Annotated in this window: 24 protein-coding genes; 10 read left to right on the top strand and 14 right to left on the bottom strand. The window is 59.6% G+C overall.

From position 1 onward, the window contains the following. Window positions 1–108: 108 nt before the first annotated feature. The 4 genes from ubiG to yfaE all read left to right on the top strand — a co-directional run bounded on the left by ubiG (window position 109) and on the right by yfaE (window position 4,904). A complete protein-coding gene (gene ubiG / locus IM291_RS07740) occupies window positions 109–837 on the top strand; it encodes a bifunctional 2-polyprenyl-6-hydroxyphenol methylase/3-demethylubiquinol 3-O-methyltransferase UbiG (RefSeq protein WP_020690665.1) in 729 nt (242 codons plus the stop codon). Window positions 838–1,184: 347 nt separating this feature from the next. Further along, complete coding sequence (gene nrdA / locus IM291_RS07735; RefSeq protein ID WP_028013905.1) at window positions 1,185–3,470, top strand: class 1a ribonucleoside-diphosphate reductase subunit alpha; 2,286 nt, start codon at window positions 1,185–1,187, stop codon at window positions 3,468–3,470. Window positions 3,471–3,519: 49 nt separating this feature from the next. Further along, window positions 3,520–4,650: a class Ia ribonucleoside-diphosphate reductase subunit beta gene (gene nrdB, locus IM291_RS07730; protein ID WP_041908962.1), complete on the top strand. Its 1,131-nt coding sequence runs from the start codon at window positions 3,520–3,522 to the stop codon at window positions 4,648–4,650. Further along, window positions 4,650–4,904: a class I ribonucleotide reductase maintenance protein YfaE gene (gene yfaE / locus IM291_RS07725; protein ID WP_010433414.1), complete on the top strand. Its 255-nt coding sequence runs from the start codon at window positions 4,650–4,652 to the stop codon at window positions 4,902–4,904. Before nrdB ends, yfaE begins: the two co-directional genes overlap by 1 nt. 23 nt (window positions 4,905–4,927) lie before the next feature. On the opposite strand, the gene glpQ is transcribed toward yfaE, so the two are convergent. Beyond that, a complete protein-coding gene (glpQ, locus tag IM291_RS07720) occupies window positions 4,928–5,980 on the bottom strand; it encodes a glycerophosphodiester phosphodiesterase (protein WP_192986503.1) in 1,053 nt (350 codons plus the stop codon). Window positions 5,981–5,991: 11 nt separating this feature from the next. Next, window positions 5,992–7,344, bottom strand: a complete 1,353-nt coding sequence (gene glpT, locus IM291_RS07715; protein WP_049000399.1) for a glycerol-3-phosphate transporter — start codon at window positions 7,342–7,344, stop codon at window positions 5,992–5,994. Window positions 7,345–7,594: 250 nt separating this feature from the next. Here glpT and glpA point away from each other — a divergent pair, with 250 nt between their 5' ends. From glpA to glpC, 3 genes are read left to right on the top strand one after another with little or no spacing between them, the layout of a single operon-like run. Then, window positions 7,595–9,223: an anaerobic glycerol-3-phosphate dehydrogenase subunit A gene (gene glpA / locus IM291_RS07710; RefSeq protein WP_192986502.1), complete on the top strand. Its 1,629-nt coding sequence runs from the start codon at window positions 7,595–7,597 to the stop codon at window positions 9,221–9,223. Beyond that, window positions 9,213–10,430, top strand: coding sequence for a glycerol-3-phosphate dehydrogenase subunit GlpB (gene glpB, locus IM291_RS07705; RefSeq protein ID WP_192986500.1), 1,218 nt, complete (start codon window positions 9,213–9,215; stop codon window positions 10,428–10,430). The genes glpA and glpB overlap by 11 nt, the downstream gene beginning before the upstream one ends. Continuing rightward, complete coding sequence (gene glpC, locus IM291_RS07700) at window positions 10,427–11,617, top strand: anaerobic glycerol-3-phosphate dehydrogenase subunit GlpC (RefSeq protein ID WP_049000405.1); 1,191 nt, start codon at window positions 10,427–10,429, stop codon at window positions 11,615–11,617. Before glpB ends, glpC begins: the two co-directional genes overlap by 4 nt. Before the next feature lie 33 nt (window positions 11,618–11,650). On the opposite strand, the gene IM291_RS07695 is transcribed toward glpC, so the two are convergent. From IM291_RS07695 to tctD, 4 genes are all read right to left on the bottom strand, one after another. After that, window positions 11,651–12,850, bottom strand: coding sequence for a nicotinamide mononucleotide deamidase-related protein YfaY (locus IM291_RS07695; RefSeq protein ID WP_041908955.1), 1,200 nt, complete (start codon window positions 12,848–12,850; stop codon window positions 11,651–11,653). Window positions 12,851–12,943: 93 nt separating this feature from the next. Further along, complete coding sequence (locus IM291_RS07690; RefSeq protein ID WP_028013913.1) at window positions 12,944–13,483, bottom strand: YfaZ family outer membrane protein; 540 nt, start codon at window positions 13,481–13,483, stop codon at window positions 12,944–12,946. A 128-nt stretch (window positions 13,484–13,611) separates the two neighbouring features. Beyond that, a complete protein-coding gene (locus IM291_RS07685) occupies window positions 13,612–15,021 on the bottom strand; it encodes a sensor histidine kinase (RefSeq protein ID WP_192986498.1) in 1,410 nt (469 codons plus the stop codon). Beyond that, on the bottom strand, window positions 15,008–15,682 hold the full coding sequence (gene tctD / locus IM291_RS07680; protein WP_028013915.1) for a transcriptional regulator TctD: 675 nt from the start codon (window positions 15,680–15,682) through the stop codon (window positions 15,008–15,010). The genes IM291_RS07685 and tctD overlap by 14 nt, the downstream gene beginning before the upstream one ends. Window positions 15,683–15,819: 137 nt before the next feature. Here tctD and IM291_RS07675 point away from each other — a divergent pair, with 137 nt between their 5' ends. The 3 genes from IM291_RS07675 to IM291_RS07665 are packed head-to-tail and all read left to right on the top strand — an operon-like array spanning window position 15,820 to window position 18,769. Next, window positions 15,820–16,800: a tripartite tricarboxylate transporter substrate binding protein gene (locus IM291_RS07675; protein ID WP_028013916.1), complete on the top strand. Its 981-nt coding sequence runs from the start codon at window positions 15,820–15,822 to the stop codon at window positions 16,798–16,800. 11 nt (window positions 16,801–16,811) lie between these two features. Next, window positions 16,812–17,243 (top strand): tripartite tricarboxylate transporter TctB family protein, encoded by a 432-nt coding sequence (locus tag IM291_RS07670; RefSeq protein WP_192986496.1) that lies wholly within the window; start codon window positions 16,812–16,814, stop codon window positions 17,241–17,243. 11 nt (window positions 17,244–17,254) lie between these two features. Beyond that, a complete protein-coding gene (locus IM291_RS07665; RefSeq protein ID WP_041908947.1) occupies window positions 17,255–18,769 on the top strand; it encodes a tripartite tricarboxylate transporter permease in 1,515 nt (504 codons plus the stop codon). Here the strand turns inward: IM291_RS07665 and menE are convergent, their stop codons facing one another. The 8 genes from menE to IM291_RS07625 all read right to left on the bottom strand — a co-directional run bounded on the left by menE (window position 18,770) and on the right by IM291_RS07625 (window position 26,680). Further along, on the bottom strand, window positions 18,770–20,131 hold the full coding sequence (gene menE, locus IM291_RS07660; RefSeq protein ID WP_192971268.1) for an o-succinylbenzoate--CoA ligase: 1,362 nt from the start codon (window positions 20,129–20,131) through the stop codon (window positions 18,770–18,772). Then, a complete protein-coding gene (menC, locus tag IM291_RS07655) occupies window positions 20,128–21,093 on the bottom strand; it encodes an o-succinylbenzoate synthase (RefSeq protein WP_192986494.1) in 966 nt (321 codons plus the stop codon). The genes menE and menC overlap by 4 nt, the downstream gene beginning before the upstream one ends. Next, window positions 21,093–21,950: a 1,4-dihydroxy-2-naphthoyl-CoA synthase gene (menB, locus tag IM291_RS07650; protein ID WP_028013920.1), complete on the bottom strand. Its 858-nt coding sequence runs from the start codon at window positions 21,948–21,950 to the stop codon at window positions 21,093–21,095. The genes menC and menB overlap by 1 nt, the downstream gene beginning before the upstream one ends. Beyond that, window positions 21,947–22,723: a 2-succinyl-6-hydroxy-2,4-cyclohexadiene-1-carboxylate synthase gene (menH, locus tag IM291_RS07645; protein WP_192986493.1), complete on the bottom strand. Its 777-nt coding sequence runs from the start codon at window positions 22,721–22,723 to the stop codon at window positions 21,947–21,949. Before menH ends, menB begins: the two co-directional genes overlap by 4 nt. Then, window positions 22,720–24,390, bottom strand: a complete 1,671-nt coding sequence (gene menD / locus IM291_RS07640) for a 2-succinyl-5-enolpyruvyl-6-hydroxy-3-cyclohexene-1-carboxylic-acid synthase (protein ID WP_192986491.1) — start codon at window positions 24,388–24,390, stop codon at window positions 22,720–22,722. Before menD ends, menH begins: the two co-directional genes overlap by 4 nt. An 88-nt stretch (window positions 24,391–24,478) precedes the next feature. Then, window positions 24,479–25,774: an isochorismate synthase MenF gene (gene menF / locus IM291_RS07635; RefSeq protein WP_192986489.1), complete on the bottom strand. Its 1,296-nt coding sequence runs from the start codon at window positions 25,772–25,774 to the stop codon at window positions 24,479–24,481. Window positions 25,775–25,859: 85 nt separating this feature from the next. Next, complete coding sequence (gene elaB, locus IM291_RS07630) at window positions 25,860–26,165, bottom strand: stress response protein ElaB (RefSeq protein ID WP_028013924.1); 306 nt, start codon at window positions 26,163–26,165, stop codon at window positions 25,860–25,862. A 53-nt stretch (window positions 26,166–26,218) separates the two neighbouring features. Beyond that, on the bottom strand, window positions 26,219–26,680 hold the full coding sequence (locus IM291_RS07625) for a GNAT family N-acetyltransferase (RefSeq protein WP_069733486.1): 462 nt from the start codon (window positions 26,678–26,680) through the stop codon (window positions 26,219–26,221). Between the last annotated feature and the right edge of the window lie 28 nt (window positions 26,681–26,708).

Below are 26,708 nucleotides of genomic sequence, written 5' to 3'. Positions count from 1 at the left end.
TCGCAAATTATAACACAGCCGCGGTGATACAGGTAAACCTATACGCTTTATTCACAGGGATTGCCTGATATACTCATTTGTCTTGCTAAATAAGGAGTAAAAGCGCCCATGAATGCCGAAAAATCCCCGGTGGCACACAACGTTGACCACGAAGAGATTGCCAAATTTGAAGCGGTGGCGTCCCGCTGGTGGGATCTCGAAGGTGAGTTCAAACCGCTGCATCGCATTAACCCGCTGCGTCTGGGCTATATCGCGGAGCGTTCCGGCGGTCTGTTCGGTAAGAAAGTGCTCGACGTCGGCTGCGGCGGCGGCATCCTGGCGGAGAGCATGGCGCGCGAAGGGGCCACCGTCACCGGCCTGGACATGGGCTTCGAGCCTCTACAGGTTGCCCGTCTTCATGCGCTGGAGTCCGGTATACAGGTGGAATATGTGCAGGAAACCGTGGAAGAGCACGCGGCAAAACATGCCCACCAGTATGATGTGGTGACCTGCATGGAGATGCTGGAGCACGTTCCGGATCCGCAGTCCGTGGTAAACGCCTGTGCAAAACTGGTGAAACCGGGCGGCCAGGTCTTCTTCTCGACAATTAACCGCAACGGTAAAGCCTGGCTGATGGCCGTGGTCGGCGCAGAATATGTGCTGCGCATGGTGCCGAAAGGGACGCACGACGTGAAGAAGTTTATCAAGCCTGCTGAACTGCTGGGCTGGGTTGACCAGACGTGGCTTAAGGAGCAGCACATCACGGGCCTGCACTACAACCCGCTAACGGATAAATTCAAACTCGCACCGGGCGTAGATGTTAACTATATGTTGCACACAACCGCCAAAAACGACTAACGTCATTCGTTATTCTTATAAAGATTGCGCGACATCATGTTGCGCAATTCTGACCGCCCGTTGAAGAAATCAGCACTCGATCAAATTTTGAATTTTTTTTCTTAATTATTGACATCTCTTCCAGGCCTTACGGTACGAGGACTTACGCTTTTTTACCCTTTCACAACCTCAATTTAACCTCAAAATCAACCCTTGTGCTGAAAAGATTCGATACTAGAATACTCACCATATAGCGTTTTTCTTATCGCAAACCCCCTATATGTAGTATTTATCCACAGAGTTAGTCACAAGACGGATCTGTGGATAAGCGGGGGATATTTTTTATTTCACGGACAGGTAAAACCCACATGAATCAGAGTCTGCTGGTGACAAAGCGCGACGGTACTACCGAGCGTATCAATCTGGACAAAATCCATCGAGTTCTCGACTGGGCAGCAGAAGGACTGAATAACGTATCTATATCCCAGGTTGAACTGCGTTCTCACATTCAGTTCTACGACGGCATCAAAACGTCTGATATCCACGAAACCATTATCAAAGCAGCGGCGGATCTGATCTCCCGCGACGCACCGGATTATCAGTACCTCGCTGCGCGTCTGGCGATTTTCCACCTGCGTAAGAAAGCCTACGGCCAGTTCGAGCCGCCGAAGCTTTACGATCACGTGGTGAAAATGGTTGAGCTGGGCAAATACGACACGCATCTGCTGGAAGACTATACGGAAGAAGAGTTCGAGCAGATGAACGGGTTTATCGATCACTGGCGCGACATGAACTTCTCCTACGCGGCGGTGAAGCAGCTCGAAGGCAAATACCTGGTTCAGAACCGTGTGACCGGTGAGATCTACGAAAGCGCCCAGTTCCTCTATATTCTGGTGGCTGCCTGCCTGTTCTCAAACTATCCGCGCGACACCCGTCTGGACTACGTGAAGCGTTTCTACGATGCGGTATCGACGTTCAAAATTTCTCTGCCAACGCCGATCATGTCTGGCGTGCGCACTCCTACCCGTCAGTTCAGCTCCTGCGTACTGATCGAGTGTGGTGACAGCCTGGATTCCATCAACGCCACCTCCAGCGCCATCGTGAAATACGTCTCCCAGCGTGCCGGTATCGGCATCAACGCCGGTCGCATCCGCGCGCTGGGCAGCCCGATTCGCGGCGGTGAAGCGTTCCACACCGGCTGTATCCCGTTCTATAAGCACTTCCAGACGGCGGTAAAATCCTGCTCTCAGGGCGGCGTGCGCGGTGGCGCAGCGACCCTGTTCTACCCAATGTGGCACCTGGAAGTGGAAAGCCTGCTGGTACTGAAAAACAACCGCGGCGTGGAAGGCAACCGCGTGCGTCACATGGACTACGGCGTGCAGATCAACAAGCTGATGTACACCCGTCTGCTGAAAGGGGAAGACATCACCCTGTTCAGCCCGTCCGACGTCCCGGGCCTGTATGACGCGTTCTTCGCCGATCAGGACGAGTTCGAGCGTCTGTACACCAAATATGAAAAAGACGACAGCATCCGTAAACAGCGCCTGAAGGCGGTAGACCTGTTCTCCCTGATGATGCAGGAGCGCGCCTCTACCGGCCGTATCTACATCCAGAACGTTGACCACTGCAATACCCACAGCCCGTTTGATCCGGCGGTTGCGCCAGTGCGCCAGTCTAACCTGTGCCTGGAGATCGCCCTGCCAACCAAACCGCTGGAAGACGTGAACGACGAAAACGGCGAAATCGCCCTGTGTACGCTCTCCGCGTTCAACCTGGGTGCGATTAAAAGTCTGGACGAGCTGGAAGAGCTGGCCGTGCTGGCGGTACGTGCGCTGGATGCCCTGCTGGACTACCAGGATTACCCAATCCCGGCCGCTAAACGCGGCGCAATGGGCCGTCGTACCCTGGGTATCGGCGTGATCAACTTCGCCTACTGGCTGGCGAAAAACGGCAAGCGTTACTCCGACGGCAGCGCTAACAACCTGACGCACCAGACGTTCGAAGCGATTCAGTACTACCTGATGAAAGCCTCTAACGAGCTGGCGAAAGAGCAAGGCGCGTGCCCGTGGTTCAACGAAACCACCTATGCAAAAGGCATTCTGCCGATCGACACCTATAAGAAAGACCTGGATGCGATCGTCAGCGAGCCGCTGCACCTGGACTGGGAAGGCCTGCGCGAGTCCATCAAAACGCACGGCCTGCGTAACTCCACGCTCTCTGCCCTGATGCCGTCCGAGACCTCTTCGCAGATCTCCAACGCCACCAACGGCATCGAGCCACCGCGCGGCCACGTCAGCATTAAAGCGTCGAAAGACGGCGTGCTGCGTCAGGTGGTGCCGGATTACGAAACGCTGGGCAACAACTACGAACTGCTGTGGGAGATGCCAAACAACGACGGCTACCTGCAGCTGGTGGGTATCATGCAGAAGTTTATCGACCAGTCGATCTCTGCCAATACTAACTACGACCCGACGCGCTTCCCGTCCGGCAAGGTACCAATGCAGCAGCTGTTGAAAGACCTGCTGACCGCCTACAAATTTGGCGTGAAAACGCTGTACTATCACAACACCCGTGACGGTGCAGAAGACGCGCAGGACGACCTGGTACCGTCAATTCAGGACGATGGCTGCGAAAGCGGCGCATGTAAGATCTAATGAAGGGCGGGGATATCCCCGCCTTTATTTCGTAAGACAGGACACACTCATGGCATATACCACCTTTTCACAGACGAAAAACGACCAGCTCAAAGAGCCAATGTTCTTCGGCCAGCCGGTCAACGTGGCACGCTACGATCAGCAAAAATATGACATCTTCGAAAAGCTGATTGAAAAGCAACTCTCCTTCTTCTGGCGTCCGGAAGAAGTTGACGTTTCCCGCGACCGTATTGATTACCAGTCGCTGCCGGATCACGAAAAGCATATTTTCATCAGCAATCTGAAGTACCAGACGCTGCTGGACTCCATTCAGGGCCGTAGCCCGAACGTGGCGCTGTTGCCGCTGATCTCGATTCCTGAGCTGGAAACCTGGGTGGAAACCTGGGCGTTCTCTGAGACGATCCACTCCCGCTCTTACACCCACATCATCCGCAACATCGTGAACGATCCGGCGGTGGTGTTTGACGATATCGTCACTAACGAGCAGATCCAGAAGCGCGCGGAAGGCATTGCGCACTACTACGACGAGCTGATCGAGATGACCAGCTACTGGCATCTGCTGGGCGAAGGCACCCACAGCGTGAACGGCAAAACCGTTACCGTGAACCTGCGCGCGCTGAAAAAGCAGCTGTACCTCTGCCTGATGAGCGTTAACGCCCTGGAAGCGATCCGCTTCTACGTGAGCTTCGCCTGCTCCTTCGCCTTTGCCGAGCGCAAGCTGATGGAAGGCAACGCCAAAATCATCCGTCTGATCGCTCGTGACGAAGCCCTGCACCTGACCGGCACCCAGCACATGCTGAACCTGCTGCGCAGCGGTACGGACGACCCGGAGATGGCGGAAATCGCTGAAGAGTGCAAGCAGGAGTGCTACGACCTGTTCGTGCTGGCGGCTCAGCAGGAGAAAGAGTGGGCAGACTACCTGTTCCGCGATGGCTCCATGATTGGCCTGAACAAAGATATTCTGTGCCAGTACGTGGAGTACATCACCAACATCCGCATGCAGGCGGTTGGTCTGGACCTGCCGTTCCAGACGCGCTCTAACCCGATTCCGTGGATCAACACCTGGCTGGTATCCGATAACGTGCAGGTTGCGCCGCAGGAAGTGGAAGTGAGCTCTTATCTGGTCGGTCAGATTGATTCTGAAGTCAACACCGACGACCTGAGCGACTTCCAGCTCTGATGACGCGCGTAACGCTGAGCCTTTCTGGCACCGAAGTGCTGTGCCAGGAAGAGCACCCTTCCCTGCTGGTGGCGCTTGAAGCGCATCAGGTGGAGGTAGAGTACCAGTGTCGTGAAGGCTATTGCGGCTCCTGCCGCTGCCGTCTGGTCGCAGGCCAGGTGGACTGGCTGACCGAACCGCTGGCCTTTATCAGTGAAGGGGAAATTTTGCCCTGCTGCTGCCGGGCAAAAGGCGATATTGAGATTGAGATGTAAAAAAGGGCCTTACGGCCCTTTTTCTATTTTAAGAACGTCACCGCTTTATCCGGGAAATCCGTAAACAGCCCGTCCACGTCCGCCTGCTTATACAACACCTCGTAAAGCTGATTCACATCGGTGGCATATGGCGGCAGCTGGTCGGCACGCACCGTGTACGGATGCACCTGCATCTTGCTGGCGTGCGCCTCTTTCACCATCGCCGTCAGCTTCACGTGGCCAGGCGTTGAGCCTTCCGCCACCAGCATGTGATAATCCGGCCCGATGCCGTCGGCATACTGCGCAATCTGCTTCATCGCACCCGGCTTAAACATCCAGTCGTAGCTGTAGTTCACCCACTTCCCGTCCGGCTGCTTCTCCTGGGTTTCATTCCAGTCGGTGTAGGCAATCAGCTGCACCAGATTGATATCCATCCCCATCTTTGGCTCCAGCTCGGTTTTGATGCGCTTCAGCTCGGCGGCATCAAAACACTGCAGGTAGACTTTGTCCTTCTTGCTGGTGTAGCCGTACTGTTTCAGCACCTCCAGCGTCTTCGCGGCGATGTCTTTCCCTTCCTGATGGTGGAACCACGGCGCTTTGATTTCCGGGTAGATACCGATATTTTTACCGGTCGAGTGGTTCAGCCCCTGAACAAACTCAATCTCTTCCTGGAAGGTATGGATCCGGAAGTCAGATTTGCCCATCGGGAAGCGTCCCGGGTAGACCTGCACCTTCTTGCCGTTTTCAATCTCAAAGCCTTCGGTAAACTTCAGAGAGCGAATTTCATCCAGGGTAAAGTCGATGGCGTAGTAACGACCGTCTTTGCGCGCGCGGTCCGGGAAACGCTCCGCCACGTCCGTGACGCGGTCAAGATAGTGGTCATGCAGGACGACCAGCTGGTCGTCCTTCGTCATCACCAGATCCTGCTCCAGGTAATCCGCCCCCTGGGCATAGGCCATCGCTTTCGCCGGCAGCGTATGCTCCGGCAGATAGCCGCTGGCACCGCGGTGGGCGATAACGATTTTATCGGCCGCCAGGGCAGAGCCAGTCATCAGGCCTGCCAGCAGCAGGCCGGTGGTTAATGGAGTTAATTTCATCGCAATGCTCCTTATTGACGACGCGCCAGCACTTCCGCGTGGTGACGTTTCTCGCCGATCATCACAACAACCAGCAGCAGAACCGCCAGCACGCTGCCGCCGATCATCACCATAAAGCCGCCGTCCCAGCCGAAGAAGTCAACGGTGTAGCCCACGATAGCGCTCGCCGCGACGGAACCACCGAGGTAGCCAAACAGACCGGTAAAGCCTGCCGCCGTGCCCGCCGCTTTTTTCGGCGCCAGCTCAAGCGCGTGCAGACCGATCAGCATCACCGGGCCGTAAATCAGGAAGCCGATAATGATCATACAGGCCATGTCTACTGATGGGTTACCCGGCGGGTTAAGCCAGTAAACGACAGTCGCGATGGTCACCAGGGTCATAAAGAACACGCCCGTTGCGCCGCGGTTGCCTTTAAACACTTTGTCCGACATCCAGCCGCAAATCAGCGTGCCCGGGATCCCGGCATATTCATACAGGAAGTACGCCCAGGAGGATTTATCCAGCGCGAAGTGCTTCACCTCTTTCAGGTAGGTCGGGGACCAGTCAAGGATGCCGTAGCGCAGCAGGTATACGAACACGTTCGCCACCGCGATGTACCACAGCAGCTTGTTCGGCAGCACGTACTTCATGAAGATCTGTTTCGCGGTCAGCTCTTCTTCGTGCTTCTCGCTGTAGTCATCCGGATAGTCGTTTTTGTACTCTTCGATTGGCGGCAGCCCGCAGGACTGCGGCGTGTCGCGCATCAGGGCGAAGGCAATAATCGCCACCAGAATAGCACCAAAGGCAGGCATGTAGAGCGCCGCGTGCCAGTCGTTGAACCAGGCCATCCCCAGCAGGAACAGCAGAGGTGGAAGCCCGCCCCCGACGTTATGCGCGCAGTTCCACACCGACACAATGCCGCCACGCTCCTTCTGCGACCACCAGTGCACCATGGTACGTCCGCACGGTGGCCACCCCATCCCCTGGAACCAGCCGCAGAGGAACAGCAGCACGAACATGATGGCAATGCTGGACGTCGCCCACGGCACAAAGCCCATGAACAGCATGACCGCTGCCGCGAGGATCAGACCGGCGGGCAGGAACACGCGCGGATTCGAACGGTCCGACACGGAACCCATGATGAATTTAGAAAAACCGTAGGCGATGGAGATCCCCGACAGCGCGAAGCCCAGGTCGCCGCGAGAGAAGCCCTGCTCCACCAGATACGGCATGGCGAGCGCAAAGTTTTTACGTACAAGATAGTACGCCGCATACCCGAAGAAGATCCCGAGGAAGATTTGCCAACGCAGACGGCGGTAGAGAGGATCGATCTCTGCCTCTGGCAGTCGCGCCCGATGTGGCGCAGGTTTGAAGATACTGAGCATAACAGCCTCCGTGGCCTTTCAAAAAATGACCAGGCATCTCGCGCCCGGTTACAGAGGCGGGGATGTTAAAAAAACATGCGGTTTGTTACTGTGAATCAACGCACAGATTGTTACAGAAATATGACAGAATGCGCAAAAAAGCGCATGAAATCACGTTTCAGTTTCGAATTTCGCGCGTTTATGTTCGAAATCAAACAAACCACACGATCTATGTGGCTAAATGCTAAAAAACGAACATAGAGGAAAGGCAATGACAATTCACGATCCACGCTACAGCGATGTGATTATCATTGGCGGTGGCGCAACCGGCGCCGGCATCGCACGCGACTGCGCCCTTCGCGGCTTAAGCGTCACGCTTCTGGAGCGCCACGATATCGCCACCGGCGCGACGGGACGTAACCACGGCCTGCTGCACAGCGGCGCGCGGTATGCGGTCACCGACGGTGAATCCGCGCGCGAATGTATCGCTGAAAACCAGATCCTCAAGCGTATCGCCCGACACTGCATAGAGCCGACCGACGGCCTCTTTATTACCCTTCCCGAAGATGACCTCGCCTTTCAGTCAACCTTCATAACCGCCTGTACTGCAGCGGGCATTCAGGCTGAGGCTATGGATCCGGCGCTGGCCCGGCGGCTGGAGCCGTCGGTGAACCCGACAATGATCGGCGCGGTGAAGGTGCCTGACGGCACCGTCGATCCGTTCCGCCTGACCGCCGCCAACATGCTGGACGCCCGCGAGCATGGCGCGCGCATTCTGACCGGACATGAAGTGACCGGGCTTATCCGCGAGGGTCATCGCATCTGCGGCGTGCGGGTGTTTGATACACAGTACAACGAGCACAGCGAGCTGCACGCCGCCGTGGTGGTCAACGCGGCGGGGATCTGGGGCCAGCGCATCGCGGAATACGCCGACTTATCCATCCGCATGTTCCCGGCCAAAGGTTCGCTGCTGATCCTTGACCACCGCATCAATAACCACGTCATCAACCGCTGCCGCAAACCGTCTGACGCCGACATTCTGGTGCCGGGCGACACCATTTCGCTCATCGGTACGACGTCAACGCACGTTGACTACAGCGACATTGACGTCAACCGGGTCACCGCCGAAGAAGTGGATATTCTGCTGCGCGAAGGGGAAAAGCTGGCGCCGGTGATGGCGCAGACGCGTATCCTGCGCGCCTACGCGGGCGTGCGTCCCCTTGTCGCCAGCGATAACGATCCGAGCGGACGTAACGTCAGCCGGGGCATCGTGCTGCTCGATCACGCCGAGCGCGACGGCATGGACGGGTTTATCACCATTACCGGCGGCAAGCTGATGACCTACCGGCTGATGGCCGAGTGGGCGACCGATGCCGTCTGCCGCAAGCTCGGAAATACCGAACCGTGCGTTACCGCAGAACAGCCGTTGCCGGGATCGCGCCAGTCTACCGAAAAAACGCTGCAAAAAATCATCTCCCTGCCCGCGCCGCTGCGCGGTTCGGCCATCTACCGCCACGGCGACAGAACGCCGCAGTGGCTCGGTGAAGTACGACTGAGCCGCAGCCTGGTGTGCGAGTGCGAAGCCGTTACCGCAGGCGAAGTGCAGTACGCGGTAGAGAACCTGACGGTCAACAGCCTGTTGGATCTCCGCCGCCGCACCCGCGTCGGAATGGGGACCTGTCAGGGCGAGCTGTGCGCCTGCCGTGCCGCCGGGCTGCTGCAGCGTTTTCATACCACCACCGCCACCCAGTCGCTCGATCAGCTCAGCGCGTTTCTGAACGAGCGCTGGAAAGGCATTCAGCCTGTCGCCTGGGGCGATGCCCTGCGCGAAAGCGAATTTACCCGCTGGGTCTATCAGGCGCTTTGCGGCCTGGAGAAGGAGCAACACGATGAAATTTGATACCGTAATCGTCGGCGGCGGGCTGGCAGGCTTGCTCTGCGGCATCAAACTCACGAAGCAGGGGCTGCGCTGCGCCATTATCACCCGCGGCCAGAGCGCCCTGCACTTCTCGTCGGGATCGCTGGATCTGGTGGACGAAGCGTACCGCGACAGGCTGCCGCCGGAGCACCCCTATCACCTGGTTGGCGCGCAGCATATTGACCGCTTTGCGCTGGAAGCCGAAGCGCTGCTGGCGGGCTGCGGCGCGCGTCTGAAGGGAAGCGCCAGGCAAAATCACCAGCGCATCACGCCGCTCGGCACCCTGCGCTCCGCGTGGCTCAGCCCGGAGGAAGTCCCCGTGGCCCCCGTCAGCGCGGGACGAGTGCGGGTGGTGGGTATCAGCGGCTTTCTGGATTTTCAACCCCATCTCGCGGCGGCCTCGCTCTGTCGCCAGGGCATCAACGCCGACACGGCAGAAATAGAGCTGCCCGAGCTGGATATCCTGCGCGATAACCCGAGCGAGTTTCGCGCGGTGAATATCGCCCGTTTTCTGGATAACGAGGACAAATGGCCGCTGCTGTATGACGCGCTCAGGCCGCTCGGTGAAACCTGCGATGCCCTGTTAATGCCCGCCTGCTTTGGTTTAAACGACAACCGGCTCTGGCGCTGGCTCTCAGATCGTCTGCCCTGCACTCTCGGTTTACTGCCGACGCTTCCCCCTTCCGTACCCGGCATTCGTCTGCACACCCAGCTTCAGCGCCAGTTTGTTGCGCAGGGCGGCGTGTGGATGGCGGGTGACGAGGTGAAAAAAATCACCCTGACCGACGGCGCGGTGAACGAAATCTGGACGCGCAACCACGAGGATATTCCGCTTCGCGCCCGCTATACGGTGCTGGCGAGCGGGAGCTTCTTCAGCAACGGGCTGCTGAGCAGCCGGGAGGGCATCCGGGAAGCGATTATGGGGCTGGATGTGCGGCAAACCGCTTCCCGCGCGGACTGGTATCAGTGTGATTTCTTCACGCCGCAGCCCTGGCAGCAGTTTGGCGTAATTGTCGATAACCGGCTACATCCGCAGCTTTCCGGTATGCCCGTCGGTAATCTTTTTGCCATCGGCTCGCTGCTGGGCGGATACGATCCGATCCCCCAGGGATGCGGCGGCGGGGTTTGCGCCGTCACGGCGCTGTATGTAGCCGAGCAGATTATCCAGCGCGTGGAGGCTGAACAATGAACGACACCCGTTTCGAAAGCTGCATTAAATGCACGGTCTGTACCACCGTCTGCCCGGTCAGCGGCGTAAACCCGCGCTACCCGGGGCCAAAGCAGGCCGGGCCTGACGGCGAGCGCCTGCGCCTGAAGGACGGCAGGCTGTACGACGAGGCGCTGAAATACTGCATCAACTGCAAGCGCTGCGAGGTCGCCTGCCCGTCGGACGTGAAAATCGGCGACATCATCCAGCGCGCCCGGGCGCGCTACAGCACGCAAAAGCCGACACTGCGCGATGCGATCCTGAGCCATACCGATCTGATGGGCAGCGTCTCCACGCCGTTTGCCCCGCTGGTGAATGCCGCAACCTCACTCAAGCCGGTGCGTCAGCTGCTGGATGCCACGCTTAAAATAGACCATCACCGCAGCCTGCCAAAATATTCTCACGGCACCTTCCGTCGCTGGTATAAAACCGTCGCGGAGCAGCAGGCGCAGTACGACGATCGGGTAGCCTTTTTCCACGGCTGCTATGTGAACTACAACCACCCGCAGCTGGGAAAAGACCTGCTGAAGGTGCTCAACGCCATGGGAACCGGCGTACAGCTGCTTAGCAAAGAGAAGTGCTGCGGCGTGCCGCTGATTGCCAACGGGTTTACCGATAAAGCGCGCAGGCAGGCCAAAAGCAACGTCACCTCCCTGCGCGAAGCGATTGTCGATAAAGGCATGCCGGTGCTGGCGACGTCGTCCACCTGCACCTTCACCCTGCGCGATGAGTATCCGCACCTGCTGGACGTGGATAACGCCGGACTGCGCGAGCATATCGAGCTGGCGACGCGCTTCCTCTGGCGCAAGCTGGACAGCGGAAAGACGTTGCCGCTGGGAACATTGCCGCTGAAGGTGGTCTATCACACCCCGTGTCATATGGAGAAAATGGGCTGGTCGCTTTATACGCTGGAGCTGCTGCGGTTAATTCCGGGGCTGGAGCTGACGGTGCTGGATTCGCGCTGCTGCGGCATCGCAGGCACCTACGGCTTTAAGCGTGAAAACTACGAAACCTCGCAGGCAATTGGCGCCCCGCTGTTCCGCCAGATTGAAGAGAGCGGCGCGGATATCGTGGTGACGGACTGCGAAACCTGTAAATGGCAGATTGAGATGTCCACCAGCAAGCGCTGCGAACATCCGATTACCCTGCTGGCGAAAGCGCTGGGCTGAACGTTGCCGGGGCGAAAGACCCCGGCACAGGCATTACTCAACGAACAGCGACTCGACAACGTTAATCCAGCCGTGCTCGCTGGCGACCTCTTTGCCGTTGAGCCAGCGGCGCAGCATATTCAGCGCCATCATGGCGCACACCTCCTGACGCACCGCCAGGCTGTGGCGGGTGATGCTCATTTTTACCCGCAGCGCCCAGGTGCCTTCCGGCGTCGCCAGCGCGAAGTTGAGGTAATCCTCATCCAGCCCGCCGACAAACAGCGCCAGACCGGCAAAATGCTTCACCCTTCTTTCGGAAGCCCAGCGGGCGGTTTGCGCCAGGGTCTCCTGCTGAAACGGAACAACTTCGCTGGCGAGCAGCGGGGCGTTGACGCGCGACAATTGCAGCGCCAGCAGGCCACCGGTGAACTGCTCGCTTAAGGTCACGCTGAGCTGGCGAGTCTGCAGATGTTTTGCAATCTGCTCAGGCAACCCTTCCGTCCCTTCAAAAATCAGGCTTTCGCCCGCCACGCGCTGCACCTCAGGCCACAGGGCCAGCATCGCCTCTTTCTGCGTGGCCGGTCCTGTTAATTTGAGTTCAATGATCGGCATAGAGGAGCGATAACCCATGGAGACGCCCGGCGGCAGCGGAAGGTGGTCAAGGCTCTGGGCCAGATCGCTTTCCGAGCGGCCAAAGGTGGTCAGGCGCAGGCACAGCGGAGGTTCAGGCAGAGTAAAACGCTGGCGAAGGCGCGGCAGGATCTGCTGCTCAACCATCACCTTAAATTCGGAAGGCACGCCCGGCGTGAAGAACATCAGGCAGCGGTTCAGCTGCATGGCAAACCCGCAGGCGGTACCGACCGGGTTATCAACCAGCTCGGCGCTGGCGGGAATTTCAGCCTGCTTGCGGTTGCTGGGGGCCATGACGCGGCCACGTTCGGAGAAGAAGCGTTCCATCTGCGAAAGCCACGCCTCGTGCAGCACCAGCCCTTCGCCTTTTGCGGTCGCGGCGGCCAGCGCGCTGAGATCGTCACCGGTGGGGCCGAGCCCGCCGTTCACGATCAGCACGTCGCACTGTTCACTGCGCTCGCGCAGAACAGCGACCAGTGACTCCAGATTGTCGCCCACGGTATTGCGGCGCGTTAACGGTAATCCTTGCTCAAAGAAAAGATCGGCAAGCCAGGCAGCATTGGTATCAATAATCTGTCCGTGCAGCACTTCGTCGCCGGTGGATAACATCTCCACGTTAATCATTGTGTTCTCCCGCTTATTTGGTCAAAACACTATAGCGCAAACGCGGGGTGGAGATGAGAGAAACTGGCGCGACGGAACGCCGCGCCGGAACGATTAGAAGCCTGCGCTCACGCCCACGTACGGGCCGTCAGCCAGCGCGTTATCGCGGTTGCCGTCTTTACCGGCCAGGTTCAGATAACGGTAGCCCGCTTCGATGGTAATCGGACGCATGATGGTCCAGCGCGCGCCGGCGTTGGCTTCTTCATAGCTGTCGATACCGCTGGAGAGGGAATCCGGAGAGTAGTAGTACTCGCCAAACAGGCCGAAGCTGTCGCCAATTTTCCACTGCAGGCCGCCGCCCACTGCCGCTGCGTACCCTTCATCACCGTCATTTGGGTTGGTGTAGATACCTTTACCGCCAACGGTGGCCAGGAATGGGCCAAGAGGAATATTCAGACCGAGGCCGAGGCTTGCCGCGTCGCCGTCGTCATCGTTGTGCGTCCAGCCGCCGGTCATTGCCAGACCGGAGGTGTCAGTACCCATGCCAAAACCGAGGTGGGTATAGTCCTGACCCGCCGAACCATTAATGCTAATGGCGTTAGCCGCCGCAGATACAACCATCAGGCCGAGGCCCAGTAATGCCACTTTTTTCATTGTCGCGATCCTGCATAATTATAGAGAAGTCCCCAAAACCGCGAGATTTTAACCTGAGTCTCCGGGGGATCAAGCACTCTGCGTGCGGCGGACAGGAAGATTGTAACGATTTGAAACCCCCGGCTTTTTTACGTAAGCAGCAGAAAGCGCATTTTGACGCAAAGGCCACCCAGCGTTTCGCTGCGAGTCAGCTGCAAATGGCTGCGGTGCAGCCGGGCGATATCCGCCGCCAGCGCCAGCCCAATCCCGGAACCGGCGGCGTTCCCGACGTTGTCCAGACGGTGGAAAGGCTGCATCGCCTGGTAGATCTGATCCTCTTCAATGCCGGGGCCGCTGTCCTCAACGCTCAGCTCAACGGCGCCGCCATCCACGCGCAGGAAAACGGTCACGGTCCCGCCTGCAGGCGTATATTTAATCGCGTTCTCCAGCAGGTTGGCGCACAGCTCGCCCAGCAGAACGTCATCGCCTTCGATCGTGACCGGCTGCTGTACACCGTCATATCCCAAATCGATCGCCTTGCTCCGCGCCTGCGCCAGCCGGGAAAAACAGCAGTTCTGCACCACCTGAACCAGATCCACAGGCGTAAAATGACGATCCCCCTGCTCTTTTCCCTTCACCGCTGAAAGCTGCAGCAGCCGCTCGGTGAGTACGATAGTGTCGTCCAGGGTGACATTCATTGCCCGCAGGCTCTCCTGCCACAGGGCGGGATCCTGACGCGCGAGGGCCACGGAGACCTGGGTTTTAAGCACCGCCAGCGGCGTTTTGAGCTGGTGCGACGCATCCGCGTTAAAGCGTTCCTGACGCGAAAGCACGCCGCGCAGCCGGTCGATATAGCGGTTAAAGGCGACTATGAGCAGCCGGGTCTCGGACCAGGGCAGCAGCTCCGGCAGCGGTGCGAGCAGGCCCGGCTCGCGCCGCACCATCAGTGACGAAAGCTGGCGCATTGGGCGCAGCGCGCGGCGCAGCAGCCATGCGGTCAGCACCAGCGTCAGCAGCACCAGCAACCCCTGTGAAACCCAGGATGAAAAGAGCAGCTGGCTGGCGAGATAGCGGCGGGACTGGAGCGTCTCGGCGACGTAAATCTCCGCCATGCCAAAAACATTATCTTCATTGACGGGCTGCAGCAGGCGCGCCACCCGAATCGCCTGGCCGCGATATTCGGTGTGGTAAAACCAGGCCAGCGCCGGATAGAGCGTGGTGCGCGACGTCGCAGGCGGCATCTTCGGCAGATCGTCATAGCCGGAGATCACCCGTCCGTCGGGGTCGACCACCTTATAGTAGAGCCGGTCGTTCATGTTGAGCTCAAAGCTGTCGAGCACCACCCAGGGCACGTCGACCGCCAGCCTGCCGTTGCGCACCTCCAGCCGCTCGGAGATGGTGCGGGCAGAGGATAACAGCGTGCGATCGTAGGCTTGCGTGGCCGCCTGGAGCGCGCTAACGTAGCTGTTAAAGGCCGACAATCCCCACAGCAGCAGCAGCGGCAGACCCAGGAAAAGCAGCAGCTGCAGATAGAGCGACTGCGGCTTAACCCACCTCATCGCCGCACTCCAGCACGTACCCAAGCCCCCGAAGGGTGGTGATCCGCACGCCGCTGCCGGTCAGCTTCTTACGCAGCCGGTGAATATAGAGATCGATGCTTTCAGGGCTGACGTCGTCGTTCAGGCTGAACACCTGGTCGAAAAGCTGCTGTCGTGAAACCGGACGGGTCCGGCGGTGCATCAGCACTTTCAGCAGGGAGAGCTCCCGCGGCGTCAGGGAAAGCGGTTCATCGCGCAGCAGGAAAAAGCCCTCGTCGTCATACTCCAGCTCCCCAAGGCGCTGGCGCTCCTGCGTTCGACCCTCGCTTCGGCGCAACAGGGCGCGCAGACGCGCGTCAAGCTCCTCCAGCTCAAACGGTTTTGGCAGATAGTCATCTGCCCCGGCGTTAAGTCCCTTCACCCTATCCGCCACGTTGCTGCGGGCGGTAAGAAACAGCACCGGCAGCGTCTGCCCCCGTTTTCTGAGGCGGTGGACCACTTCCAGGCCGTCAAAACCGGGCATGCCGATGTCCAGAATAGCGACCGCGTAGTTTTCACCCTGCAGCAGATGGTCGGCGGCACGTCCGTCGGAGACGCAGTCCACGGCAAAGCCTTCCTGCACCAGCGCTTTCTCCAGCCAGTGAGCCAGCTCACGATTATCTTCTGCGAGTAAGAGACGCATGTCACATCCTGTAAAGTTGGTGTCCCGTTGAAAGGGAAATGAAAGGTTATTGTTTTAACAATCACGCAACGGAACCGCTACAAGGTGGTTCACATAATCAGAAAAAAAGACCCGTACCCCCGGCGTGAGGATAAACGATGAAAAAACAATTACTTTCTACCCTTGCTGCAAGCGTGTTGCTGTTGAGTACCTCTGTCGTTCAGGCCCAGGACGCTCCGTCCCGTACCGAATGTATCGCCCCGGCCAAACCGGGCGGCGGTTTCGATCTCACCTGCAAGCTTATTCAGGTCAGCCTGCTGGAGACGAAGGCCATTGAGAAACCGATGCGCGTCACCTACATGCCAGGCGGCGTGGGCGCGGTGGCCTATAACGCGATAGTCGCGCAACGTCCGGCGGAAGCGGGAACGGTGGTGGCCTTCTCCGGCGGCTCGCTGCTGAACCTGTCGCAGGGCAAGTTTGGCCGCTACGGTGTGGACGACGTGCGCTGGCTGGCGACCGTCGGCACCGACTACGGAATGATTGCCGTGCGTGCCGATTCCCCGTGGAAATCCCTGAAAGATCTGCTGACCGCTATGGAAAAAGATCCGAACAGCGTGGTGATTGGCGCAGGGGCGTCTATCGGCAGCCAGGACTGGATGAAAGCGGCCCTTCTCGCCCAGCAGGCGAAGGTTGACCCGCACAAGATGCGCTACGTGGCCTTTGAGGGCGGCGGCGAACCGGTCACGGCGCTGATGGGCAACCACGTTCAGGCCGTTTCCGGCGATCTCAGCGAGATGGTGCCGTACCTGAGCGGGGATAAAATCCGCGTGCTGGCGGTCTTCTCGGAAAACCGTCTGCCGGGCCAGCTGGCGAACGTCCCGACCGCCAAAGAACAGGGTTATAACCTGGTCTGGCCGATCATCCGCGGCTTCTTCGTCGGGCCAAAAGTGACCGACGCCGAGTACCAGTGGTGGGTCGACGCGTTCAACAAGCTCCAGCAGACCGAAGAGTTTAAGAAACAGCGCGATCTGCGCGGACTGTTTGAGTTTAACCTGACCGGTAAGCCACTGGATGAGTACGTCAAAAAACAGGTGAATGGCTACCGCGAACAGGCGAAAGCCTTTGGCCTGGCGAAATAACCGGAGGCGCTATGAGCGATCGTATTTTTGCCGGGATATGGCTGCTGCTCTGCGTTGGCGGGATGTTTGTCGCCTGGCAGATCCACAGCGAATACAGCTATGAACCCGTGGGACCCCGCCCCTTCCCGATGGGCATCGTCGGCCTGATGCTGCTCTGCTCGGTGGCGCTGCTGCTTCGCCACCCTGATACCGTCGAGTGGCCGCCGCGTCGCATTCTGCAGCGTCTGCTGGTGATGGTGATTGTCCTGCTGATGTATGCCTGGGGCTTTGAGTGGCTCGGCTTCCCGGTGGCGACCACCATTCTGGCGATGGTCATCGGCATGCTGTTTAACGCCACCCTCCCCGCGGCGGGGATCTCAGGCGTGGTGATGGGGATTTTACTGTGGTACGCCTTTGACCGCCTGCTGGACGTGACGTTACCGCTCGGCGCCTGGCTTAATTAACGGAGCACGCTATGGATACCTGGATTTACCTCTCGCAGGGGTTCGCCGTGGCGATGACCCCGGAAAACCTGGTGATCGCCCTGATCGGCTGTTTCGTGGGCACGATTGTCGGCCTGCTGCCGGGCCTTGGGCCGATCAACGGCGTGGCGATTTTACTCCCGCTGGCGTTTGCCCTGCATCTGCCTGCGGAATCGGCGCTGATCCTGCTGGCAACGGTCTACATCGGCTGTGAATATGGCGGACGCATTTCGTCGATCCTGCTTAACGTGCCGGGGGATGCGGCAGCGATCATGACCGCGCTGGACGGCTACCCAATGGCGCGGCAGGGACGCGGCGGCGTGGCGCTCTCCATCTCTGCGGTCAGTTCATTCTTTGGCTCACTGATTGCCATTGGCGGCATCATTCTGTTCGCTCCTGCGCTGGCCCAGTGGTCGCTGGCGTTTGGTCCGGCAGAATATTTTGCCCTGATGGTGTTCGCCATTGCCTGCCTCGGCAGCATGATGGCGCAAAATCCGCTGAAGTCGTTTTTATCCGCGCTGATTGGCTTAGGGTTAGCCACCGTCGGCGTGGATGCCAACACCGGGGTCTATCGCTTTACCTTCGACAGCGTTCACCTGTCCGATGGCGTGCAGTTCATTGTCGTCGTGATCGGCCTGTTCTCTGTCTCTGAGATCTTACTGATGCTGGAGCATACCAGCAGCGGGCAGACGCTGGTGCGCAAAACCGGCCGGATGCTCTTTAGCGCTAAAGAGGGCGCGCAGTGCATCGGCGCCACGCTGCGCTCGTCGGTGATTGGCTTCTTCGTCGGCATCCTGCCGGGCGCCGGGGCCACTATCGCCAGCGCCATCACCTACATGACCGAGAAGAAGCTCAGCGGCAATAGCGACAGCTTTGGTAAAGGCGATATTCGCGGCGTCGCCGCGCCTGAGGCGGCCAATAACGCCTCGGCCTGCGGCTCGTTTATCCCGATGCTGACCCTGGGCGTGCCGGGATCCGGCACCACGGCGGTGATGATGGGCGCGCTGACGCTCTATAACATTACGCCCGGCCCGGCGATGTTTACCGAGCAGCCTGATATTGTCTGGGGGCTGATTGCCGCGCTGCTGATCGCTAACGTGATGCTGCTGGTGATGAATATCCCGCTGATTGGGCTGTTCACCCGCATGCTGACGATTCCGCTGTGGTTCCTGGTGCCCGCCATTGCCGCCGTCTCTGCGGTGGGGGTTTACGCGGTGCACAGCACCACGTTTGACCTGGTGCTCATGGTGGTCCTCGGCGTGTTCGGCTACATCTTGCGAAAAATGCACTTCCCAATGTCTCCGCTGATTTTGGGCTTTGTGCTGGGTGAGATGCTGGAGCAGAACCTGCGCCGCGCCCTGTCCATCAGCAACGGTAATGTGTCGATACTGTGGGACAGCAGCGTCGCGAAGGTTCTGTTAGCGCTCGCGGTCATGGTTATTGTGGTGCCGCCGGTGTTGCGCCTGCTGCGTCGTCGCCAGCGCAAACCGGAGCCGGATATCGGCTAACTATACGGACAGCTGGGCATTGACCCACTGCTTTAACGCCTGGCGGGAGATCTTAATCCCGCCATTTTTTAGCTCAGCCGGCAGCACCAGCCAGTGAACGGGCTGCTCAAAGCGCGCCAGCCTGCCCTGTACCCAGGTCGGGAAACGGGTGATATCCGTTCCCGGCTCGCACTCCACCACCGCCACCGGACGCTGTCCAAACTCGGCGTCATCCAGCGGGACGATGAACACCTGATTAATCTGCGGATGCGCGGCGATAACGCGCTCCAGCGATTCCGGCTGGATCCCCTCTCCACCGCTGAAAAAGAGATTGTCCATGCGGCCTAAAATCGTCAGACGATCGCCATGCCATTCCCCGCGATCGCGAGTGGCAAACCAGCCCTGCGCGTTGGTCAGCGGTATCAGCGCGCCGTCCCGCCAGTAGCCGGAAGCCATGCTCTGCGCTTTGATCCAGACTTCACCGTTAACGACCTGCACCTCTCTGCCCGGCAGCGCACGGCCCACGTCCGGATCGCCGTCAGCCTCTTTTGCGCAGACGGTAGAGGCAAACTCGGTGAGGCCGTAGCCGCAGTACGTCCGAACGCCCTGTTCCCGGGCCTTTTGCGTCAGCGTCACGGGAATGGCCGCCCCGCCGAGCAGCACCGCTTTCAGTGCGATGTGGCTTTCGCTATTCAGGAGACGCCAGAGCTGGGTCGGCACCAGCGAGGCGTGGGTGCAGCCGCGTAGCGCCTGTTCCAGTGGCTGCTTCTCGCGCACGGTTAAGCGCGCACCGGCCTGCAGCCAGCGCCATAAAATTCCCTGGCCGGAAACGTGAAACAGCGGCAGCGAAAGCAGCCAGTCGTCATTATCCCCGTAGGGCATCAGCGACAGCACGCCGCGGGCGCTGGCAAGATGGGCGGCGCAGGTATGCACCGCCGCCTTCGGCAGCCCGGTGGAGCCGGAGGTGAGCGTCATGGTGGCCAGCCGCGACGGCTGCCACGCAGCGCAGTACGCATCCGCTGGCTCGCACATGCTCAGGCCATGAAGGCCGTCGTAGCTGCCGTCCAGCACCAGCGCAAAGCGCAGCGTCATCTGCGGGATCAGCACGTCGAGCAGCGGGCGCGGCAGCTGCGGATTAACGGGAAGAATACGTGCCCCGCACTGAAGCAGCGCCAGCCATGCCAGCAGCGTTTGCGGGTGGTTATAGGCCAGCAGCAGTACGCCGTCGCCCTCCGCCACACCCTGCTGGTGAAACCCTGCCGCAAGGCGCTCGACGCGCGCGCACAACTGCTGCCAGGTAAGCGCTTCATCATTCAGCCTCAGGGCCGGTTTATCGGCAAAAAGCGCGCGCCAGTGACGCCAGGGCCAGTCGGTAAAACTCATAGCAACGGCTCCAGCGCCTCTGCGTCGAGGCACGGCAGCGTGCTGGCAGGCCACTCGCGGAGAAGCTGAGCCTGCATCAGGTTCAGCGTGTCGAGGCCGGGAACCGTGTCCGGCGTTAACCAGGCGGCAATGCGCGCCAGTTGGGTCAGCCCCAGGCTGGACTCTATCGACGAGCTGATCACCGCCTTCAGCCCCAGCGCGTGCGCCGCCGAGACCTGCTCGCGCACCTTCGCCAGGCTGCCGGTTAGCGTCGGCTTAATCACCACCGCGCTGACGCCGGGCTCGGCGACAAATTCAAAATCGTCCTCGCGCAGGCTTTCATCCCAGGCGATGGCGATCCCCGTTTCGCGGGCAAAGGCGCGCGAATCATCGCGGGTTTTGCACGGTTCTTCAAGGAAGGCAATGCGGCTGCGGTACGCCGGGTTGACGTACCTGGCGAACTGCTGCGCCTTAAGCGGCGTCCACGCGCGGTTGGCATCCAGACGCAGGTGCAGATCGGGGATTGCTTCCAGCAGCAGGTTGGCGACCATGCCGTCACGCACCGCTTCGTAGAGACCGACTTTGATTTTCGCCACTTTCTCGCCCGGCATGGCGGCGAGCAGCGCGAACAGCTCGTCCGGGTCGCCCGTGCAGAGCGGTGCCGCGCGATAGTTAGCCTCTTCCGGCAGGCTACCGTCCAGCTCCGCCAGCGCGCAGCTGATGCCAAAGGCGGCGGAAGGCGCGTCCGGTAATGCCGGGTTTGCGCCCTCACGCCACGCCTTTACCCACGTCAGCAATGCAGACTGCGCCTCATCCAGCGACTCCAGGCTAAAGCCCGGCAGAGGCGAAATCTCGCCCCAGCCTTCCTGCTCGTCCTGCTGCAAATGCACGAAGAAGCCGTCACGGGTTTTTAAACGCCGTTCACGCAGCACCACGCCCGCGTCCATCGGTATCTGCCAGCGGTAAACCTGCGCGCGACGCATTACGGGTTCCGTTTGTATTTGCTGAAGTCCGGCTGGCGTTTTTCGTTAAACGCGTTGCGTCCTTCCTGACCCTCTTCGGTCATGTAGAACAGCATGGTGGCGTTACCCGCCAGCTCCTGCAGACCCGCCTGACCGTCACAGTCGGCATTAAGTGCCGCTTTCAGGCAGCGCAGCGCCATCGGGCTGTTTTGCAGCATCTCGCGGCACCAGCGCACGGTCTCTTTTTCGAGATCGGCAAGCGGCACCACGGTATTCACCAGGCCCATATCCAGCGCTTCCTGTGCGTTGTACTGGCGGCACAGGAACCAGATTTCACGGGCTTTTTTCTGCCCGACGATGCGCGCCATGTAAGAGGCACCCCAGCCGCCGTCGAAGGAGCCCACTTTCGGGCCGGTCTGGCCGAAGATGGCGTTTTCAGCAGCGATGGTCAGGTCGCACATCATGTGCAGCACGTGGCCGCCGCCGATGGAATAGCCCGCCACCATCGCCACCACCGGTTTCGGGCAGGTGCGGATCTGGCGCTGGAAATCGAGGACGTTCAGGTGGTGCGTACCCGCATCGTCCTGGTATCCGCCGTAGTCGCCGCGCACCTTCTGATCGCCACCGGAGCAGAAGGCCTTCTCGCCTTCACCGGTCAGCACGATCACGCCGATACTGTCGTCGTAGCGCGCATCCGCCAGGGCCTGAATCATCTCTTTGACGGTCAGCGGACGGAAGGCGTTACGCACCTGCGGACGGTTGATGGTGATTTTGGCAATGCCGTCGGCGGATTTGTGGTAACGAATGTCGGTGTAGCCTTCGGAGCAGTCCTGCCATTCAACCGGCGCATAAAGCATGTGTTCATCAGGATAGATCATAGAGTGTCCTTTATTCGAAGACGCAGTATCTGAGCCAGACTCGCGGCAACCGCGTCGGGGTTTTCCCGGTGGGCGTTGTGTCCGGCGTTTGGAATCGCATGGCGAACGGCGTCCAGTTCAGCGGCCAGGGCCGCGAACTTCTGGTCACGTTCACCGTAGAGATAGTCAAAAGGGAAATTGCATACGCTAATCGCGGCACGCAAATCGGGCTGCACGGCCAGCGACGTTGCTTCGAGCATCTTCGCCAGCGTCGCGCCGTTGTTCTGGCTGCGCAGGGCGATAAGCGCCTTGCGCTGGTGGTCAGTGAGGGAAGCAAATACCGGCTGTTGATACCAGTCGGTAAAGACCTTTTCCAGCGGTTCGGTGCGAAAACGCGTCGCCCAGCGGCGGTCGGATGTCCACCGCGCGTGACGCTCATCCTCATCCTGCAGGCCCGGATGTCCACCTTCAACGATCACCCCCAGCAGCCCCTTTGGCTGCTGGCAGGCATGAAACATCGCAATGCGGCCGCCGAGGGAGTACCCCACCAGCCAGTAGTTCAGTATGTTGTAACTAAGCAGAGTTCGGGTAAGTAACGTGCTCATCTCGTCGAACCCCGTCACGGCAATATCCCCGGACGCACCGTGGCCCGGCAGGTCAAGATAGAGCCGGGAATACTCGCCGAGTGGCTTCCCGACAGACTGCCACTCGCGGCAGTCGCCGGAAAAACCGTGCAAAAAGACCAGCCAGGGATAGCCCGGTGTTCCGGCCTGCTGCACACCCGATAGGATCACAGCTGGCTCACCTGCGCCAGCAGGCTTTGCAGGGTCTGCGCGCCGTCGGCCTCGTTCACCACCAGCTCAATCAGCGTCGCGCCCGGCTGCTTCCAGGCGGTGCTTAACGCCGCTTCCAGCTGTTCCCAGCTTTCCGGGCGATGGTATTTCAGGCTGAACATCGCCGCGGCGTGTTCAAACTGCACGTTCTGCGGCATCAGGTAGAAGCGCTCGCGCTCGCTCTGGGGCGTTGGCAACAGGGAGAAAATCTGCCCGCCGTTGTTGTTGACCACAATCATCACAAACGGCGCGGACGCCTGACGCAGTAGCGCCAGCGCGTTAAGATCGTAGAGCGCGGAGAGATCGCCCACGATCGCCAGCGTCGATTTCGCGCTGGCGCGCTGCACCCCCGCCGCCGTCGAGATCAGCCCGTCGATGCCGCTGGCACCGCGGTTGCTGTACACCGGGTAGCCCACCGGCAGCTGCGAAAAGGCATCGATCAGCCGCACGACCAGGCTGTTACCGACAAACAGCTGCCCCTGTTCTGGCAGGTATTGGCGAATACGGTGCGCCAGCCCGGCCTCGCTGAATGTCTCACAGCGCGCTTTGGTGATTTCCCACGCCTGACGCGACAGCTCAGGGATCGCCACCGCCCAGGGCTGACGTTTTTCCGCCGGGTGCAGTTCCAGCCAGCTATCAATTTTGCTCACCAGACGACGGCCGCGATGGTGCGCCGGGTCGAGCCGCCCTTCCAGCGCGTCCACCACCCAGTACTCTTCCGGCGTGCAGGTCGCCTGCCACTGCAGCAGACGTTTTCCGGTCAGGCTTGCGCCGATCTGGACCACAATCTGCGCCTGCGAAAGCTCAGTAACCGCTTTCGCGTTACCCAGCCAGAGATCGGCGCACGGCAGCGGCTGGCCGGTCTGGGAAAGCACGTCGCCAATCAGCGGCCAGCCGAGGGTTTGCGCCCATTCGGCGACCAGCCTGCCTTCGGCGGCGCTCATGCGCCCGGCGATGACCACGCCTCGCTTCTGCCGCCAGAAGAACCAGTCGCGCTGTTTCGCGCTCTCAAGATGCGTCTGCTCGCGCAGCCACGGCTTTTCGCTCTGCCACCATTCGCCGAGCGACCGCTGCCAGTCAAGGCCGGTATCGTCCAGCTCGCCGTACAGCGGCTCGGCAAACGGGCAGTTGATATGCAGCGCCCCGCTGCGCAATGTCGCCATGGCGTGATCGACGGTGGAGACCAGCCAGCTTGCAGGAATATCCTGGGTGGGACGCGGTAACGAAACCGTCTGCGAAGGGTGCGTAGAAAAAAGTCCGGGCTGGCGAATGGCCTGATTGGCGCCGCAGTCGATTAGCTCAGGCGGACGGTCGGCCGTCAGCAGGATCAGTTTTTCACCGGTTAACCCGGCTTCAATCAGGGCCGGATAGAGGTTCGCCACGGCGGTACCGGAAGTGACAATCACCGCCACGGGTTCTTTGCTGACCTTCGCCAGCCCGAGCGCGAGATGTCCCAGACCTCGCTCGTCAAAGTGGGTGTGGTGAACAAACGCCCGGTTTTCAGCCGCCGCCAGCGTCAGCGGCGTTGAGCGAGAACCCGGTGCAATACACACGTGCCTGACGCCATGGCGCGTCAGGGCTTCAAGGATCACCGCCGCCCAGCGTCGGTTAAAAGAACTTACTGACATGAGATTGTCCGGTATCAAGAATGCGACACAGTATAAATAATAGAAAAAATTGGAATTTTGATATGAATCGGGATTGCGCGAATCAGTATTAATCCCTTAGGAGCAGAGAGCGCAATCCGGCGGCTTTGTTTTCGATCTCCTGCCACTCCTGCTCCGGGTCAGAGCCGCTGACAATGCCCGCTCCGGCGTAAAGCCGCAGAGCGTCTTCCTGTACGCGCGCCGAGCGCAGCGCCACGCAGAATTCGCTTTGTTCGGGGGATAAATACCCGGCCGAACCGGCGTACCACTCGCGGTTAAAGGGTTCAACGTGCTGAATAAACTCGCGCGCTGGCTGTCGCGGAAGCCCGGCAACCGCCGCCGTCGGCTGTAGCACGTGCAGGCACAGCTCATCGTCGGCCTGCTTGAGCTCGGTCCAGATACAGCGGCGTAAGTGCTGCACTTTGCGCAGGCGGATGACCTGAGCCGGCAACACCTCAAGCGTCTGCGTATGGTGTTGAAGACGCTGGCAGATATCTTCCACCACCAGCATATTTTCGCGCTGGTTTTTATCGTCATTCAACAGCCACTCGCCCAGACGCTGCGCCTGTTTATCGTCAGTATGGCTGGCGACGGTGCCCGCCAGCGCTTCGGTGCGCAGCAGCTTGCCGCGCCGCCGCCAGAGACGCTCGGGCGTGGAGCCGAGAAACGCGTTGCTGGCGTCGAATATCATGCAGAAATGATAGCAGTTTAAATTCAGGGCGCGGCTGGCGGCCATCAGCGCGACGGGGTTAACGCGCTGTTTACACTGCAGGTCGGTGGCTCGGGCGAGAACGACCTTTTCGAAATCACCGCGTGCAATCGTCTCTGTCGCTTTGCCGATAAGGCTAAGCCATTGCGGTTTTTCCGGGTGATGGGTTTCGCGCTCAACCTGCACGGAGAGCGGACGGATCGGTCTGGCGGGAAGCAGTTGCTGTAAGAACGCCCGCGCGGTGTCGGCATCGTCCTCAAGCGAGCTGTCGCTCCACAGCTGCAGACGCAACGTGGCGTTGCCAGCGGTACGTCGCCACAGCAGACGCGGTAAAAAGAGGCTGCCCTGCTCCGGGTTAAACGCGTTCAGGCCGCAGATACGGGTATCTTCAGGGGCGTGTTGCGCACTTAAAAACTGCGAGGCTAACGCCAGAGAGGAGAATTGGACCACCGCTCCCAGCGCGGCCAGCTCTTCATCGCCGTTACGCTGTTGCCAGTAAAACTGGGGATAGCACTGCTGCTCGCCCAGCCAGGCGAGGGGATCGAAGGCATCGTTTAACGGGAAAGAGACGTCGAAATGACGCAGGCCGGATGTGGCAGGTAACGCTTGCGAAAGATGGCTACGCAATTGTTCCAGCGCGAGGAAAATCGAATTCACGCGAACCTCTCCCTGTTAAAACCTCATATTATACGGGGTACCATAAGAAATATCAGTACCCACGTATAGGGAGTGGTTAAACGGCTTAACGACGGGCCAGCAGCAGACCCAGCACCAGCCCTACGGCTGCGCCCACCCCAATGCCCTGCCACGGTTTTTCATGGACGTAATCATCGGCACGATAAACCGCTTTTTTGGCGCGGTAGTAGTAAGTATCAGACGCATGGCTGACGCGGTTTTTTACGTCGTGGAGCGCCTGCTCGGCACGGGCTTTCAGCTCGATATATTTCTGATCGGCAGGGTCGCCCGAGGAACGTAACACCTCTTCCAGCGTTTCGCTCAGTAAGGTCAGGTCGTCGTCGATACGGGTATCCCAGGATTGAAATGACATATTTTTCTCCATGTTAGTACACCAGTCCGCTAACTATAGACAACGACGCGCCATTACGCCTGTTTCGCTTCCCGCGCCATGCCGATGTGCGGAATACCGTCTTCGTCGTAGATGTCTGTGACCGGCATAAAACCGAAATGACCGTAGAAGGATTGCAGGTGCGCCTGCGCGCCCAGGTATAACGCCTTGTCAGGCCACTGTTTCTGGCATGACTCCAGCGTTTTTTCCATCAGCTGATAGCCCAGTTTCTCACCCCGCGCGTGACCGCTGATAATGACCCGGCCTATCACCACGGGCTCGACATCGTCCTCGCTTTTCAGAATCCTCGCATACGCCACCAGCTCGTTATCCTTCCAGCCGAGGATATGGCGGTTTTCGCCAACGAGGTCATCGCCGTCGATGTCCTGATACGGGCACGTCTGTTCAACCACAAACACTTCGCAGCGCAGTTTAAGCAGCGCGTAGAGCGAATGAACGGTGAGCTCACTATGATGTAAATCTTGCCACTGGATCATCTCTTTCTCCTTCCTGGGGTTCACCACG

This window comes from Enterobacter cloacae complex sp. P27C (genome assembly GCF_014895705.1).
Lineage (GTDB): Bacteria > Pseudomonadota > Gammaproteobacteria > Enterobacterales > Enterobacteriaceae > Enterobacter > Enterobacter bugandensis.
The sequence above is the reverse complement of the archived record's forward strand: the minus strand, read 5'-3'. Positions and strand labels throughout refer to the sequence as shown.